Origin of the sequence: Mycobacterium arosiense ATCC BAA-1401 = DSM 45069 (assembly GCF_002086125.1) — a bacterium.
In the GTDB taxonomy this organism is placed as follows: Bacteria; Actinomycetota; Actinomycetes; order Mycobacteriales; family Mycobacteriaceae; genus Mycobacterium; species Mycobacterium arosiense.
Genome location: NZ_MVHG01000027.1, coordinates 39,438 through 55,002 on the forward strand (window position 1 = coordinate 39,438; position 15,565 = coordinate 55,002).

Below are 15,565 nucleotides of genomic sequence, written 5' to 3' on the forward strand. Positions count from 1 at the left end.
TGCATCCGAGCAGCCTCAACGTCTGCTTCGTTGAGAGTCTCATGGGGCGAGCAGCGGCTTCCAACCACGAGTAAATAGCTTCTCCCGCCAGCGGCGCAACTCTGACCGGCAGTAGATCCATTTTGAGGGGCCTAGATGTTGCCGGACGGGCCGCTATCACCAATCACGACTGGACCAAGCCCAGCGGCGCTAACAATCCCCAAAGAGGGTTACTTCGAGCTGGAGCGGGGGCGGTACGGACCGGTTTTTCCGCGCACGCCCGCCTGCTACGGCTTCACGATCATCGCGAAGGTCAAACCTGGCCGAGAAGAGGCCATCCGCGAGCACGGCAGAACCCTGGCGTCAGCAGTCGATAAGGATCCCGAGGTTTTGGATGTCCTGAAGCTGCATTATCTGAAGTGGCAGCTGTTCAATATCGGCGACGACCTACTTCCAGTACCACGGGATCTTCGACACCGACTTCGACAAGTACACCGAGGATGCGGTGAATTTGTTCAGCGAGTCGGGCATCACGACCACCTTCGAAAACCTTGAAGGATTCCCCGAAGACTGGCGAGAACGTCCCGAGGCTTTCGTCCAGTTCGTTCGTGAGCATCACGTACCGAGCTTTCTGGAAATCAGCGAGTACCCCTACGTGGCAGCCGATGAGGTCAAGAAAGGGTTGCGGCTCAAGGCAGCGTTCTCGACCATGCTCGACCAGATGCAGTAGCCAGCCGTCGACCATCCGAGGAAGCCGTCACCCGCCGTGTTCACCTCGGGCCTCGAAAGCGACGTAGCTGCGCCCTCACCGCGGCGTCGTGCGCGTCGAGCAGCGCATGCCAATTGCGATCGCCGATCTCCGCCGCCCGGCACGTCGAATCCACGATGTAGGACTGCGTAATGTTGTTGCAGCACAGGCAATTCCGCTCGTTCTGCTAGCAACAGCGAGAACGGTGTATCCGTCCGCACCGGCAATGCGCTACTCCGACAAGCACCTTGTGAGCGCCGAGCTCCGCAGCACATTCGGGGCAGTGCGAACGACGGGCTCCTCCCACCGGCGCCGGCTCTGCCGAAGCCCCATCTTTGCGATCGTAGCGGGGAGTTGAAGTTGAAGCGCCTCCGGCGCTGCTGAATAGCTTGGGCCCTGACCCAAAGCCCGTGTTTGTTTGCCTTTCTGGCTTTCGATTATTGCCGGCGGTCCGCTTCGCGCGAAGGCCACGGCCTCCGCTTCGCTCCGGGCACAAGGCTCGCACAGTCCCCCGCTTACGCTCGCTTCGCTCGCGCGCGGGCAACTGCGCGCCCGGACCTTGCACTCCGCGTCCCTATGCCGGCCCAAATCTCAATTGCCAGAAGGCAAACAGAACAGGCGGCCACGCGGGACGCCTGACTCACACAGAAAGGGTTCAACCATGACCGACACGGCCAAGACCGAAAGCGCGGCCAGCAGCGCTGACCAACCGTCAGGCACGATGGAACACCTTGACCCGGCGCTGCTTGACATCGGTGACAATGTCCGCGACGACGCAGCCTTGAGCAAGGCTTTCATCGCCAACATCGCCGAGAACGGAGTGCTGGTGCCGATCACGGGTGTTCGCGACCCCGAGCGGCCCGAGGTCATCCGCGTCCGCAACGGCCAGCGGCGCACTCTTGCTGCTCGCGAAGTCGGCCTGTCCAGCGTTCCGGTGTATGTGCTGCCGTCTTCCGCTGTTGATGCCAGCCAGGAAACCATCGACCGCATCGTGCACCAGATCGTCACCAACGATCAGAAGCGGGACCTCACCGACGCCCAGCGGGCGCGCGGCATCCAGCAGATGATCGACGCAGGGATATCGGTGACCAAGGTGGCCAAGCGGTTGTCCGTCGCCAAGGACGCCGTGAAGGCCGCGCACACCGCCGCGCAGTCAGCTACCGCCATGGACGCCTTGGCCAGCGGCCAGCTCAGCCTGGTCGAAGCAGCCGCGATCACTGAGTTCGAGGACGTGCCCGGCGCGCTTGAGCGGCTGATGAGCTCGGCTGGAAGGGGCTGGTTCGAGCACACGGTCGCCCAGCTGCGTCAAGAACGCGCCACCGCCCAGGTCCGAGCCCAGGCAGCCCGGGTCTACACCGACAAGGGGTTCACCGTCCTTGAGCAGCGGCCCGAGTCGTGGGATGCGGCCTGCATACCGCTGCATCACCTGGTGACCGGCGAGGGGGACGAAGCCGACGACAACGCTGTCACCAACCCCGCCCACTGGGCTGTGTTGCTCTCTGAGGACACCGCACTGTGCGACGTGGAAACCGGCGACGTTGTTGACGAAGGGATCGTGGACTGGGAGACCGAAGACGAGCCAGACGCCGAGCCTGCAGAGGGGTTGCGCCACGCCAACTCGGTCACCGAGACAGCGGTGTTCGTCCCCGATTACTACTGCCTCGACTACCATGCCGCAGGACTAACGCCGCAGAGCTGGTTCGCGCGGCAGGCGGGCATGGCGGACACCGACACCGGCGAAGCGGTCGACTTGGACGACGAGGCAAGCGAGACGGCACGCCAGCAGGCCGCGATCGAGCGCGCCGAGACCGAGAAGCGTGAGCGCCGGAAAGTGTTGGCCCTCAACAAGCTCGGTGACGCGGCCCTCAATGTGCGGCGCGAGTTCGTCAAGAAGCTCTTGGCGCGCAAGGCGCCTCCCAAGGGCGCTGCCATGTTCATCGCTGACTGCTTGTCTCGTGACAGCTTCTTGCTCACCAACCACAACGCGCTGGACACGACTGCTGCACTGCTCGGAGTGGACAGCGGCCAGGCCGTGGCCAAGCTGGTGGCCGACCTGCCCGCCAACGGCGACGGGCGCGCTGAGGTGATCACGCTGGCCCTGGTGCTCGGTGCGCTCGAATCGCGAACCCCCAAGGATGCCTGGCGCAACAATGCGGACGGGTGGGGCCACCACGTCGGCAGCGGCGAGTACCTGCGTTGGCTCGCGCGCAACGACTACCCGCTGGCTCCTGTCGAGGAAGTCGTGACCAAGGCCAAGGACGCCGACGACGTGTACCAGCAATATTTGGCCGATGCGGTAAAGGAGTAGCGCGCCGCTCGGGTGGGGTCAGGGCTGAGGTACTGGCCCCACCTTTGGCGACGGCGGTCCCACCCGCCAGCCGGTGCTGCTCGCTCATCACGGCGGCGGGGCGGCGGTGGTTCGATCCTTGAGTGTGCGGCGAAACATGTTGTGCCGTCTCGCCGTTCGATTCTGACGGGCCGGACCGCTACCTGCAAGGCGCCGGCCTTCGCGCTGCTGGCCGGTGGGCTCGCGAACTTTCCCCGGGGCGCTCGCTGACGCTCACCGCGAAAACTGCGCGCCCGGGCCTTGCGCTCCACTCACTGCCCGTTGGCCGGTTCATATCGTGAATGCCAGAAAGGCAAAAACAATGGCGGCAATTACAGCGACAGGAGTGTGGAGGTAGTGAGCGCAAACGGCTACATCGACCGGTTATGCAAGGTAAATCCGTGACGGAATACAAGAAGAATAACCGGGCACGATCGCTGCTGCCAAACGATTACCGCCAGGTCGCGGAAAGCGAGAACAAGCGTGAAATCCCTGGTGCAGTGGCCGGTTCGCCGACTCCTGTGCGCTGCCTGTGCACAATGCTGTAACAGCGCAGTTCGCAGGCAGTTACGGCACGAGAACATGCTGGGGCGATCGCGCCGAAAGGAGGGTGCGCATATCCAACTTCAATCGGTGTTGCGAACTATCCACAATTGCTCGAAATTCTTTTGCGCGACTATGGCATAGGGCCAATCACGGCAGTAATCTTTAATTATCCAGCGCAGCACCCTCTATTTACGAAGGAGGCAAGTAATGTCCCCAATCACGGTACATACGAAACCGGCCTGCGTGCAGTGCAACGCCACGTTCAAAGCGCTCGACAAAGCGGGGATCGACTACCAGAAGATCGACATCACCGAAAATCCCGAGGCCCGCGAATACGTGATGAGTTTGGGCTACCTGGGCGCGCCCGCCGTCTATGTCTCCCCCACGGTGCATTGGTCGGGTTTCCGTCCGGATCGCGTGGCTCTCCTGGCGGCCGCCTAGACCCCACCCCTGACCGAAAGGACTCACCCCCCATGTACACCGACGCCGCACTGGAGCAAGCAGTTGCCGAGTTCGCCGAACTGAACCGCTTCGAGCAAATCGGTGAAACGCGAAGCCATTTGCTTGCCCACCTGTCGGCCGCCGTGAAAGCCCTGCAGAAGGCCGCGAGCAGTCTTGAGCAGTTGCGCAGTAACACCATCTACGACGCCGAGTTTGTGGACGGCCGTGACGGACGCGATGTCGCCACCTTCCTCGACGACAGCATCCGCAACACCCGCGCGGCCTACGCCGTGGTGCACACGGTCATCGACCAGGAGACTCCGTAATGGCCAGCACATACCAAACCCCCCGACCCGGAACCGCTTTGGACCACATGCGCGACGCTCTGCAAGCAGCAGGGCACAGCATCCGCCCCCGCGGCGGGGAAGCGTTCATGGCCAGCTGCCCCCTGCACACCGACCACTCACCCTCACTATCGGTTGGGTGTCGCAAAAACACCCGCGCCGGCCGGGGCGGGGCGGTCCTGCTGCACTGCTTTAGCTGCCAGGCCCCCGCCGCCGACATCGCCGGCGCCCTCGGTCTGCGCCTGGCCGATCTGTTCGACAACCCTGCCCCCGCAACCGGGCAAGGCTGGACGCGCGCCGCACAACCGAAGGCGGCCCGACGAGTTCCCGGATTAGGACCATTGCCAGCGCGTATCACCGCGCCCCGCGAACACGCCGAGCACCAGTGGCGCCGGGTCCGGGTCTACACCTACCTCACCCCCTCCGGCGAACCAGTGCAGCAGGTCATTCGCGAAGAATGCGCTTGCACCGGTCAACCCCACAAACAGTTCCGGCAGCGCTACCGCGACGCACACCAATGGGTGTACCGCAAGCCGGACGGATTCACCCCGATGCTGTATCGGCCCAACGCAATTCAGAGCGCGGCCAAGACAGGCGCATGGGTATGGGTCACCGAGGGCGAGAAAGACGCCGACACCCTTACCTCGCTCGGTCGCCTGGCCACCACCAACGCCCAAGGGGCCGCCAACTTCCCCGCCGCACTGGTCGACGCATTCACCGGACTCAACGTCGCCATCGTGGCCGACCGGGACCTCGCCGGCTATCAGCGGGCGATCAACCTACATGAACGTCTGCACGCCAGCGCCGCCCAGGTGGTGCTGCTCATACCGGCCACCGAGGTCGATAAAGCCGACGTCACCGACCATGTCAACGCCGGTCTGTGGGACCGCAGCGACCCCTTCGGAGGTTTCGCCACCATCACCCCCGCCGAGCTGCACGCCCTGGCCGCCGCCGCGAAGGCCCGCTGGGCCGCCGACCGCTTCGACACCGCCCTACGGGAAGCCCGCGCCCACCACGACCGGCGCGGCCTGGTGCCCGGCAGCGCACGCAACGCCGCGCGATGGCTCGCTGAAGCCGCCGACCAGCTGCGCGCAGTGCAACACACCCAACAAGAGCTGCAGCGCCACAGCAACCAGCAGCGGTCACCAGTGGTGCGCGCCGCCGCTCACGCCGTCGAGGGCATTCTCGAGCGGCTCACCGTCGACTACCGGCAGAACACTCGTCGGTCTCCAGTTCAACCCGCCACCGCCGCCCGTTTGAAGGAGTCTGCATGACAACGCGTTTCGAGACCGCCATCACCAACCGCGCGGCCGCAGCCATCGCGGCGGCCGCAGGGCGGCCCGGGCCGGCGGCCAGCACCGCTCGTGCCTGGATCGACAGCATAACCGCCCGCGCGCAACTGCGCTCCGAACGCCGCCCGCGCCACACGCGGGCCGCCTAGAACCTGAAAGGTGACCGACCCATGCCCACCGCAGCTCGCCGATTCGCAGCCATCGTCTCAGGCCTGCTCACCACGGCAGCGCTGGCACTGGCTGGCTCACCTCCGTCACACGCCGCACTGACCGTCGTCAGCCCCGGCGAAGAGGTCGACTACATCAACCCCGCCGGCGGCAACCAGTTCTGCACGATCGGCTACGTCTACACCGGCGTCGACTTCCACACCTACGCCATCACCGCCGGGCACTGCCGCGCCAACCCGGCATCAGGTTATGCGCGAGACCAGCGAAGCAGGCTCACCGGAGACTTCGTGCGCACCGTGTTCGAGCCCCCGCGCAACGGCGGCGCGGACTATGCACTGATCGACTTCAGCACCAACTCCTTGGCGTCAGCATTCATCGTCGACAACCACATGCCCTTCACCGGTGACCACCCCGAGCCCCAAATCGGCGAAACCGTCTGCCGGATCGGTGTTTCCAGTGGCCAGCATTGCCGTCAAATCGCCGCCAGCCAAGGTGAAGACCAATACCTGACCACTGGCATGCCGCCCAGCGTCCCCGGTGACTCCGGAGGCCCGGTGTGGACGCGGACCCTGCACGGATTCCCGCAAATCATCGGGATTTGGCTAGGGGAGAAAACGACCGCGGGCGGCCAAGAGTACGGCCGCTTTGCCTCACTATCGAGCGGACTTCGCGCCCTAAACGGACCCGGCCGTCTTGGTCAAAACTCCAGCAGTCCCGAGTAATCGGCGTGAGGATACGACACATCACAAGCCAGCACCGGCGTGGACCAGTGACCGTTCACCAGCCAGTCGATCACCGGTGTCGGAATACGATCCGATTCCACGAGCTCCTGTAGCACCGCCGTTTCCATCACGTTCTTAGGCTACCCGCGATGCGGCGGCCACAGCGACCCTCACTGCATCGCGATTTGGCGTCAGCGCTTGCAGCACCCGGAGTTGGCCGGGCCCCCGATCCGCAGCGACTATCGCGCCGCTTAGCACCACTCGCATCGGACCCGGCCAACTCCCCACCATGCAGGGTTGGCCGGGCCCCCTTTTTCTTCCGCACTGGTGGCGGCGGCGCGTCCCGCGCGAGCGCCGGACCGGCCACCTACCGGTGGCCGCCAAACCCGTAGCCCCTCACCAATAAACCAGTCAGCAGGGGTCCGAATCGTAATCGGCCGGGGGCCCGACCCGTCAACCCGCGCCCGTCGCCGGCGCCGGCGGCCGAGGACATTTGCGGCCCTATCAGCTCGCTCCCGCTCGCGGGCCACAAATCCGCCGGCACCACCACCGGACTCTTCGGGGTTGACGGGCCACCCTCACCCGATTCCCCGCAACCCCAGCGCTAACCGGCGCACTCAGCACTATCCGAAACGGAGAACACCATGGACCACGAATTCGACCTTGCATTCGAACTTCTCGACAACGCCGTCGACCGCCTGCAGCTGCAGCAATACGGCATCACCACCATCGAGCACCAGAACCACGGCGAGGACCTCCTGCTCACCAGCCGTCACACCTACAGCAGCGGTGCGGGCCACAAGCTCACACTGCTGGCCACCTACAAAGACAGCGGCCAGACCGCCGCCGCAGTCGAGGTCACCTCAGCCGACCTCGACACCGACCCCCAGCCGCGCATCGTCAAGGTCCAAGCCGGCGACCTGATGTTCCACGCCATCCCCGGCACCTGGTCGTTCCGCGCCACCGGGCACCGCACCTACATCATCACCGCCGGCGTCGGAGACGAGCCGATCTGGACGCTAACTGCCGGCGGAGTGCGCGCTGCCTCAGACAGCATCGCCGAGCTCGTCGACCAGATCCTCGCCGCCGAAGCCACCTAGCCGCCTGGCCGGGTCCGCAGCACCTCGCGGACCCGGCCAGGCGCGCATCCCCGGTTTAGCCAGGCCCCCCTTTTTCTTCCGGTCAGTGGGCGGCGGGGCGCCCCGCGCGACCGCCGGACCGGCCACCTAACGGCGGCCGAAATCCGTAGCCCCTCAACCTTTTAAGACGTCAGCAGGGTGCCAAGTCTGACCGACAGGGACCCCGACGGCATCAACCCACGCCCGGCCCGGCCTCGGCGTACCGAGTGACCGTTTTCGGCCCAACGCCAGCTCGCCAGGGCGCTGCGCGCCGCCGAGCCCGGGCCGAAAACCCGCCTGCGCCCGGGCTGGACTCGTTGGGGTTGACCCCGCCACCCCACCGGTTCCCCGACACCTGCACCGACCGACACCCAGCCCGGTCACCAACCAGAACGGAGAACACTATGACCGCACAACTCGACCAATGGGCTATCAGCGATCACGACCCGACCAGCCAGGCCGAAGCCCTACAGCAGCTCGCCCTGATGGCCACACAATCACCGCCACCCGTCGACGACATCGACGAACTCGCCGTGCTGCAGGTTGCCCACGACGGCCTACGATTGCGCCTGCGCGGAGCAGACCGCGACGAAGCGGTCCGGCGCATGTACGGTCGCGTCGAGGCGGACCTCCTCGCCTGGCGCCTCTTCACGACCGCGCGGACGATTTTCCGTGTCGCGGCGCGGCTCGGTCTGACTGAACAAAAGCCCGCCGACACCAGACAATTCGGCGAGCGCCGTGACCCGATGGCGGTGATGGGATGCCCGCCGCACGCCGTCACCTCACGACATCGATCCTGACACGGCGCATTGCCCGCGCGCCCACAACCAAGGGCCCGGCTAGCTCCCCCACCATGGAGGAGTTGGCCGGGCCCCCTTTTTTCTTCCGGTGAGTGGGCCGGACCGGCCACCTGACGGCGGCCGAAATCCGTAGCCCCTCACCCTTTTAAGCCGTCAGCAGGGTGCCAAGTCTGACCGACAGGGACCCCGACGGCATCAACCCACGCCCGGCGGGCTCGCCCGTTCTACGCTCTCGCCGGCCTGACGGCCGGCTGCCGCTGCGCCCGTGCGGCACCGACGGCATTTTGCGGCCCTATGACAGCTCGCCCCAGGCGCTGCGCACCGGGCTCGCCGGGCCGAAAATCCGCCTCCTGCTTATCCGCCGGCCTCTTCGGGGTTGACACCGCCACCCCGCCGGTCCCCCAACACCCAGCGCTAACCGGCGCAACCAATCACCTTCCCGGAACGGAGAACCACCATGCCCAAAACCTCCCTGCGCACTCCCGCCGATGTTGTCGCCGCCGCGGCAGCGCTGCTCGGGTTTGCCCCCACCAACAGCGTCGTGGTCTACATGCTGCACCGCGTCCCCACCGACGAGCTGATCGTGCGCTGCGCGATCCGCTTCGATATCACCGTCACCGCCGCGCACGCCGCGAACTTCCCGGCCACCTGCAACCTGCGGCCAGCCGACAATCACGCCGCGATCCTGCTCGCCGTGTGCGACGAGCGATTCGACCAGCATGCCCGCACCGTGCTCGACACCCTGCGCCACGCCCTCGACAACGCCGACATCCCGGTCATCCGGCGCATCATGACCCGCGACGTCACCACCGAAGGCCAATGGATTGACCCCGACTCCGGCGCCCACGGGCCCACCTATCCCTACACCGACGCGCTGGTCACCACACAGCGCATCCTGGCCGGCGACCGAATCTCGCGCGGGCGCAGCGACATCGAGGCAGAATTCGCCCCGATCGAGCCCGCACCGCCGGTCGCCCTCGGCGACCAAGGTGAGCTCGTCACCACCACGGCCGAAGAGATCAACGACGCCCTCAACGGATATCCCATCAGCCGAACCCTGCCCACGCGGGCCGGCATCGTCATCACCGCGCAGCCCGCGGTCCGCGACGCCATGCTCGCCGTAGCTCTCGACCACCCACAGGCCGCAGCCGATCTGTGGACCCACATCGCGCGCCGCCTGCGCGGCGCGCCCCGCGCCGAAGCCCTTACCGTCGCCGCCGTCTGCTACTGCCTACTCGGCGACGCGGTGCGTGCCGGCATCGCCACCGACATCGCGCTCGAGGAAGCCCAGGCGATCGACACCGCGCCGCCCCGGCTGGCCGTGCTGTTGTCCAGCGCGCTGCAAGCGGGCATACCGCCGCACCAGATCCGCCAGATCATCGCCGACCGCGCATCCAAACCCCAGCAGGATTAGTCCCTGCCGGGGCCCCGCTAGCTCCCCCACCATGGAGGAGTTGGCCGGGCCCCCTTTTTTCTTCCGGTGAGTGGGCCGGACCGGCCACCTGACGGCGGCCGAAATCCGTAGCCCCTCACCCTTTTAAGCCGTCAGCAGGGTGCCAAGTCTGACCGACAGGGACCCCGACGGCATCAACCCACGCCCGGCGGGCTCGCCCGTTCTACGCTCTCGCCGGCCTGACGGCCGGCTGCCGCTGCGCCCGTGCGGCACCGACGGCATTTTGCGGCCCTATGACAGCTCGCCCCAGGCGCTGCGCACCGGGCTCGCCGGGCCGAAAATCCGCCTCCTGCTTATCCGCCGGCCTCTTCGGGGTTGACACCGCCACCCCGCCGGTCCCCCAACACCCAGCGCTAACCGGCGCAACCAATCACCTTCCCGGAACGGAGAACCACCCATGGCACACGAACTCGACACCACCGACGGACAGGTCTCCTTCGCGAACTCGCGCAGCGATGCCTGGCACCGCCTCGGCCAATCAGTCGGCCACACCATGACGGCGCGCCAAGCTCTCGATGCTGCGCACCTGGCCGGCTGGAACGTCCGCAAGATGGCGCTACAGGTCCCCCAACGGCCCGTCCTTCACGACGACGGAGTGACCACAACGCCACCGTTGCAAGTGCCGGACTTCTACGCCACCGTGCGCACCAACCCCATCAACGGTGCGCTCGACGTTCTGGGCGTGGTCGGCGGCAAGTACGAGCCTGTCCAAAACGAGGCCTCATGCGAGCTGCTCGACGCCCTCGTTGACGAAAGCGGCGCCCACTTCGAAACCGCCGGCGCCCTGCGCGGCGGCCGCGAAACGTTCGTCACCATGAAGCTGCCGAACTCCATGGTGTTCGACGGCATCGACGGGACCAAGGACCGCACCGACTTCTACCTTGCGGCCCTGAACTCTCACGACGGTTCGTCGGCGTTTCGGTTCCTCGTCACACCGGTACGCATCGTGTGCGCCAACACCCAAAGCGCCGCGATCGGTTCGGCCAAAGCCAGTTTCGCCATCCGCCACACCGGCGGGGCGCATACCTCGATCCACGAGGCGCGCACCGCGCTCAAACTGAGCTGGCGCTACATCGAGGCATTCGAAACCGAAGCGGCGAAACTGTACGCCGAGGCGATGGACACCGATCAGGTCCGCGTTTTCGCCAACGCCCTCCTGGAGGTCGATTCGGCCGGTAGTGAGGCCACCGCGCGGCACCGCCGCGAGCGGGCCGCCGGGATCGTGAAACTGTGGACGTCCTCACCGACAATCGCCCCGATCGCAGGGACTCGCTGGGCGGCCTACAACGCGGTGACCGAGTTCCTGGATCACATCGTGCCGGTCCGCGGCGCACGCACCGCCGGCGCCGCCAGTGAGGCCCGCGCGCTGCGCAACATCAGCGCCGCCGGCAGCACCCAATCGCTGAAGGCCCAAGCGTTCCGGATGCTGCAAACCCTGTAACCGCGCCACACCGCATCGGGGCCCGGCCAGCTGCCCACCAGAGGGGGTTGGCCGGGCCCCCCTTTTTTTCTTCCGGCCCCGGCGCTCCGCCAGGCGCGCGCCGGCCCTCCGGCAACGAAGGTAAACCGACGTGCGTCACACGCACCAAACAGGGCGCCCCGGCGCGAACAACGGACATCAGAGCAGGCCTGTGGTCGAAGCGGTCGACACGGGTTTGCCACCGGCCCGCCAGACCCCTCACCGGTGGACGCCGACCGTGCGGGTTGTGAGAGCACCGATCCTCAGCACAGTACCGGTTCCGGTGAGCCGAGCAGCGCGGCCGCCACCGCCTCACTGTCCCAACCATTTCGGACCGCGTCGCGCAACGCTACCGCGCGTGCCCGCCACGCCTTAATGCCGTTGTCGCCGCGGCGCACCGCCACCCGCCCGCCGCCGCGGCGGGCGCGCGCCATCCTCAGCATGTTGTCGCGCTGCGTTCCGCCCACCACATGTAGCAGACCGCTGTTTGCCGGTGTGCTCACCCGCACACACGGCGGATTGTCGCAGCCGTGCAGCGCCCGCACCCACGTCTCCAGCACCTCACCGTCCAGAGCCGCCGCCAACGCATACCGGTTGGCGCGGACCATGATCCGCGAGCCGCCGCGGCGCGCCCAAAACCGCCCGTAGCCATCACCACCGACCGCGCCCGTCCAGATCGCGCAATCATCGTCTCCTGGCCCCCGCACCACGTTGTCCTCAAAACGGCGTAACTCCTCGGCATGCAAACGCCGATCCACCAGCAGCCGTAGTGGTTGCGACGCCCCCCATAGATCCCGATGCTTTTCGAAGTCCCGGAACCCGGTTGGTCCCTCCTGGCGTTCGTCATCACCGACACCACCGACATCGGTCGGTCACACCCGCGACGCGGCTTGCAGCCGCTCGCCGGACGTCTTGGCCAACTCGGCCTCCTCCGTCTGCCATACGCCCTCAGGCGGTCCCGCCGGCCCGCCCGCCTCCGGCGCCGGCGGGACCGCTTCTGTCGCGTCGGTCGCCGCGTCCGCCTCGCGGATCAATTCCCGCGCAGTCTTTTCGGCCACACCGGCCATCCGCGCGACCTCCCGTAGGCTCTCACCGCGATCCCGCATTGCCCGCAACGCCAGACCACACTGCATCCGCTGTTCGCCGCGCCGCTGCGCCGCCTGCTCGCGCAGCGCCTGCAGGCGCTCGGCGAACCACTCATCAACACCGTCGGCGCGTTCGCGCGCGGAAAAAAACCGCGCCAAATCCTCGACGTTGGCCCGCGTGCGCCGCGCCAGCTCCGCCTGCGCGGCCGCGGCCGCCTCGCGCGCCGCCCGGCGCGCTTCCTTGCTTATCGCCTTGTTTCCCATGGACCACACGCTAAGACCCTCAAACCCGTTACGCCGCACCCGAACCCAAAAAGTTTCCCGACCGAGCCCCTCACCAAGCCCGGACCCGACCAGTCACCACCCCAGCCAAACAGCACTTAGGGCACCCTAACTTCACCGCCTCACCAAACATCACACCTCTTGCACTCAGGTCACGGTTTGCTAACGGCCGATCGTTAGGGCGGCTAACCGCAGCGATTTTTCTGCCCACGGCCGTCGCGTAACGCCCGAGGCGATGTCAGAGTCGAATTTGTGGTGATGCCGCGGTGATGGGCCTACACAAACTGACCGCTGGCGACGGCTACATGTACCTGATCCGCCAAGTCGCCGCCTCGGATGCGACCGACCGTGGGCGCCCTAGCCTTTCGGATTACTACAGCGCCAAGGGTGAAACTCCGGGCACCTGGATGGGCCGCGGCCTGCCCGCACTCGGGCAGCCCATCGCCCGGGATGCCTCAGACCCGCTGGTCGCCGACCTGTGGGCGGTCCCGCACGGATCACAAGTCAGCGAAGACCAAATGAAAGCCCTCTTCGGTGAAGGCTTACACCCCAACGCCGACCGAATCACCCGGCATCTCAGCGGATTTGGCCTCGCCCAGGCCGGCGCGATCGCGGCCGCGCGGCTGGGCCGGCCGTTTGCCATCAACAACAGCGAAAACCAGTTCGTCACCCGGCTGCGCCAGGCCTACCGCGACTACAACACCACCGTGGGCAACGACGAGCACGCCACCCTCGCCGCCGACATCCGCGCCCGCATTCGCACCGCACTCGGGCGCCAAATGTTCGCCGAAAGCTACGCCCGACCCCCCGCCGATGACCGGGAACTGTCGGGGTTCATCGCCCGCAATTCGCGTGCGGCCACCACCGCGGTGGCCGGCTATGACCTGACATTCACCCCGGTCAAATCGGTGTCGGCGCTGTGGGCGATCGCGCCGACACCGATCGCGCGGGCGATCGAGGAATGCCACCACCACGCCGTGGCCGAAACCCTGGAATTTCTCGAAGACAACGCCGCGTTTTCCCGCATCGGAGCCCACGGTGTCGCCCAGGTCAACACCACCGGATTGACCGCGGCGGCCTTCGATCACCGCGACTCCCGCGCCGGGGACCCTAACCTGCACACCCACCTGGTGATCAGCAACAAAGTGCAAGCCGTTGGCGCCGATGGCATCCCGCGCTGGCTGGCGTTAGATGGCACCCCGCTACACCACGCCACCGTCGCCGCATCGGAGTTGTACAACACCCGCATCGAAGCCCTGCTCACCGCACAACTCGGTGTCCGGTTCGCCGAAACCGATGCCAAACCGGGTAAACGGCCGGTGCGCGAAATCGCCGGCATCCCCACCGAATTGATCGAAAAATACTCCTCACGCAGCGCGGCCATTGACCATCGCGTCGGCCAGCTGGCCAAGCAATTCCAAACCGCGCACGGGCGTGAACCGACCATGGTGGAGATGCTGGCGTTGTCGCAGCAGGCCACCTTGGAAACTCGGCAAGCCAAACACGAACCGCGCTCGCTGGCCGAGCAGCGCCACGTGTGGCGCGTGCAGGCCGTCGAGGTGCTGGGCAGCCAGCGCGCCCTGACCGCCATGATCGTCGACGCCACCAATCAGGTCGTCGCACAACAAGTCGAAATCACCGAAAAATGGATCAGTGAGCAGGCCGCGGCGGTCATCGCCACCGTCGCCCAAACCCGGGCCACCTGGACGGTCAACCACGTGCGCGCCCAAGCCCAACGAGCGCTGCGCTATGCCAACCACCCCGGCGGCCCCGAGCTCGTCAACCGCATCGTGGCGAGCGCCCTTGGCGCACACAGCATCACCTTGACGACCGACGCTGATACGGACAAAAACGAGCCCGCCGTGCTGCGCCGCCGCGACGGCGCCAGCGTCTACACCCGCCACGACACCACCGTCTACACCAGTGCCGCCATCATGGCCGCCGAACGGCGCATCCTGGCCGCCGCCACCACGCGCGACGGGCGCACCGTCGATGACATCAACATCGGTTTAGCCCTGGCCGAAACCCACGCCAACCACGGCCTAACACTCAACCAAGGACAAGTCGCCCTGGTGCGCGACATGGCCACTTCCGGTGCCCGCCTCCAGCTCGCGCTCGCACCGGCCGGCACCGGCAAAACCACCGCCATGGCCGCCCTGGCGGCCGCCTGGCGCAACAGTGGCGGCACCGTCATCGGCCTGGCCCCCACCGCCGGCGCGGCCGAAGTCCTCGCCCAAGACCTCGCCTCCCCCACCGACACCATCGCCAAACTCAACCAACTCACCGACACCAGCACCGTCACCCCCGCACCCGCCGATGACCCCGCCCGAGCATGGTTCGACCGCATCAGTTCGGACACCCTGCTCATCGTCGACGAAGCCGGCATGGCCTCCACCGCGGACCTCGCCACCCTCATCGCCCACGCCCTGGCACGCGGAGCCAGCGTGCGCCTGATCGGCGACGACCAACAACTGGCGTCGGTTTCGGCCGGCGGCGTCCTGCGCGACCTGGCCGAGCGCCACGACACCGTCACCTTGAGCACCGTCGTGCGCTTCACCCACCCCGAAACCGGGAAAGCCGAAGCCGCCGCCAGCCTGGCCATCCGCGCCGGTGACCCTGCCGGAATCGGCTTCTACATCGACCACCACCGGGTGCATGTCGGCGCCGACCAGACCGCCGCCGACATGGCATTCCAAGCCTGGGCCGCCGACCGCGCCGCCGGCCGCGACTCCATCCTGCTGGCCCCCACCAACGACCTCGTCGCCCAACTCAACGAACGCGCCCGCCTCGACCGGCTCACCC

15 protein-coding genes and 2 pseudogenes are annotated in these 15,565 nt (G+C 66.8%); 13 read left to right on the forward strand and 4 right to left on the reverse strand.

Annotated features, from left to right (window positions below; translation table 11 throughout):
- Window positions 1–155: 155 nt before the first annotated feature.
- Window positions 156–709, forward strand: a pseudogene (locus BST14_RS13205) (hypothetical protein).
- A gap of 17 nt (window positions 710–726) precedes the next feature.
- Here the strand turns inward: BST14_RS13205 and BST14_RS30950 are convergent.
- A pseudogene (locus tag BST14_RS30950) lies at window positions 727–866 on the reverse strand (nucleotidyl cyclase domain-containing protein); the annotation flags it as partial.
- Window positions 867–1,388: 522 nt separating this feature from the next.
- Between BST14_RS30950 and BST14_RS13210 the strand changes: the two are divergent.
- The 7 genes from BST14_RS13210 (at window position 1,389) to BST14_RS13230 (ending at window position 6,566) form a co-directional block, all read left to right on the forward strand.
- Entirely contained in the window at window positions 1,389–3,035 is a 1,647-nt protein-coding gene (locus BST14_RS13210) for a ParB/RepB/Spo0J family partition protein (protein ID WP_083064875.1), read from the forward strand.
- A gap of 419 nt (window positions 3,036–3,454) precedes the next feature.
- A complete protein-coding gene (locus tag BST14_RS30065) occupies window positions 3,455–3,601 on the forward strand; it encodes a hypothetical protein (RefSeq protein WP_158085871.1) in 147 nt (48 codons plus the stop codon).
- Window positions 3,602–3,806: 205 nt separating this feature from the next.
- Complete coding sequence (gene nrdH, locus BST14_RS13215) at window positions 3,807–4,040, forward strand: glutaredoxin-like protein NrdH (protein ID WP_083064876.1); 234 nt, start codon at window positions 3,807–3,809, stop codon at window positions 4,038–4,040.
- A 32-nt stretch (window positions 4,041–4,072) separates the two neighbouring features.
- The gene (locus tag BST14_RS13220) at window positions 4,073–4,366 is read left to right on the forward strand and encodes a hypothetical protein (protein ID WP_083064877.1); all 294 of its coding nucleotides are present in this window, start codon (window positions 4,073–4,075) and stop codon (window positions 4,364–4,366) included.
- On the forward strand, window positions 4,366–5,658 hold the full coding sequence (locus tag BST14_RS13225; RefSeq protein ID WP_083064878.1) for a toprim domain-containing protein: 1,293 nt from the start codon (window positions 4,366–4,368) through the stop codon (window positions 5,656–5,658). The genes BST14_RS13220 and BST14_RS13225 overlap by 1 nt, the downstream gene beginning before the upstream one ends.
- Window positions 5,655–5,825: an amidohydrolase gene (locus tag BST14_RS29515; protein ID WP_142279390.1), complete on the forward strand. Its 171-nt coding sequence runs from the start codon at window positions 5,655–5,657 to the stop codon at window positions 5,823–5,825. The genes BST14_RS13225 and BST14_RS29515 overlap by 4 nt, the downstream gene beginning before the upstream one ends.
- A gap of 21 nt (window positions 5,826–5,846) precedes the next feature.
- Window positions 5,847–6,566: a chymotrypsin family serine protease gene (locus BST14_RS13230; RefSeq protein ID WP_083064879.1), complete on the forward strand. Its 720-nt coding sequence runs from the start codon at window positions 5,847–5,849 to the stop codon at window positions 6,564–6,566.
- On the opposite strand, the gene BST14_RS30070 is transcribed toward BST14_RS13230, so the two are convergent.
- Window positions 6,542–6,697: a hypothetical protein gene (locus BST14_RS30070; protein WP_158085872.1), complete on the reverse strand. Its 156-nt coding sequence runs from the start codon at window positions 6,695–6,697 to the stop codon at window positions 6,542–6,544. The two genes, BST14_RS13230 and BST14_RS30070, sit on opposite strands and share 25 nt — an antisense overlap.
- Before the next feature lie 513 nt (window positions 6,698–7,210).
- On the opposite strand from BST14_RS30070, the gene BST14_RS13235 reads away from it, so the two are divergent.
- The 4 genes from BST14_RS13235 (at window position 7,211) to BST14_RS13250 (ending at window position 11,378) form a co-directional block, all read left to right on the forward strand.
- Window positions 7,211–7,666, forward strand: a complete 456-nt coding sequence (locus BST14_RS13235; protein ID WP_083064880.1) for a hypothetical protein — start codon at window positions 7,211–7,213, stop codon at window positions 7,664–7,666.
- Between the two features lie 422 nt (window positions 7,667–8,088).
- On the forward strand, window positions 8,089–8,484 hold the full coding sequence (locus BST14_RS13240; RefSeq protein WP_083064881.1) for a hypothetical protein: 396 nt from the start codon (window positions 8,089–8,091) through the stop codon (window positions 8,482–8,484).
- A 457-nt stretch (window positions 8,485–8,941) separates the two neighbouring features.
- Entirely contained in the window at window positions 8,942–9,898 is a 957-nt protein-coding gene (locus BST14_RS13245; protein ID WP_083064882.1) for a DUF4192 domain-containing protein, read from the forward strand.
- 436 nt (window positions 9,899–10,334) lie between these two features.
- Complete coding sequence (locus tag BST14_RS13250; protein ID WP_083064883.1) at window positions 10,335–11,378, forward strand: DUF932 domain-containing protein; 1,044 nt, start codon at window positions 10,335–10,337, stop codon at window positions 11,376–11,378.
- A 281-nt stretch (window positions 11,379–11,659) separates the two neighbouring features.
- Here the strand turns inward: BST14_RS13250 and BST14_RS13255 are convergent, their stop codons facing one another.
- Window positions 11,660–12,154, reverse strand: coding sequence for a hypothetical protein (locus BST14_RS13255; RefSeq protein ID WP_438502158.1), 495 nt, complete (start codon window positions 12,152–12,154; stop codon window positions 11,660–11,662).
- A gap of 114 nt (window positions 12,155–12,268) precedes the next feature.
- Window positions 12,269–12,745, reverse strand: a complete 477-nt coding sequence (locus BST14_RS13260; RefSeq protein WP_083064885.1) for a hypothetical protein — start codon at window positions 12,743–12,745, stop codon at window positions 12,269–12,271.
- A 287-nt stretch (window positions 12,746–13,032) separates the two neighbouring features.
- Between BST14_RS13260 and mobF the strand changes: the two genes are divergently transcribed.
- Window positions 13,033–15,565 (forward strand): MobF family relaxase (gene mobF / locus BST14_RS13265; protein ID WP_158085873.1); only part of this gene is annotated, 2,533 nt, incomplete at its 3' end.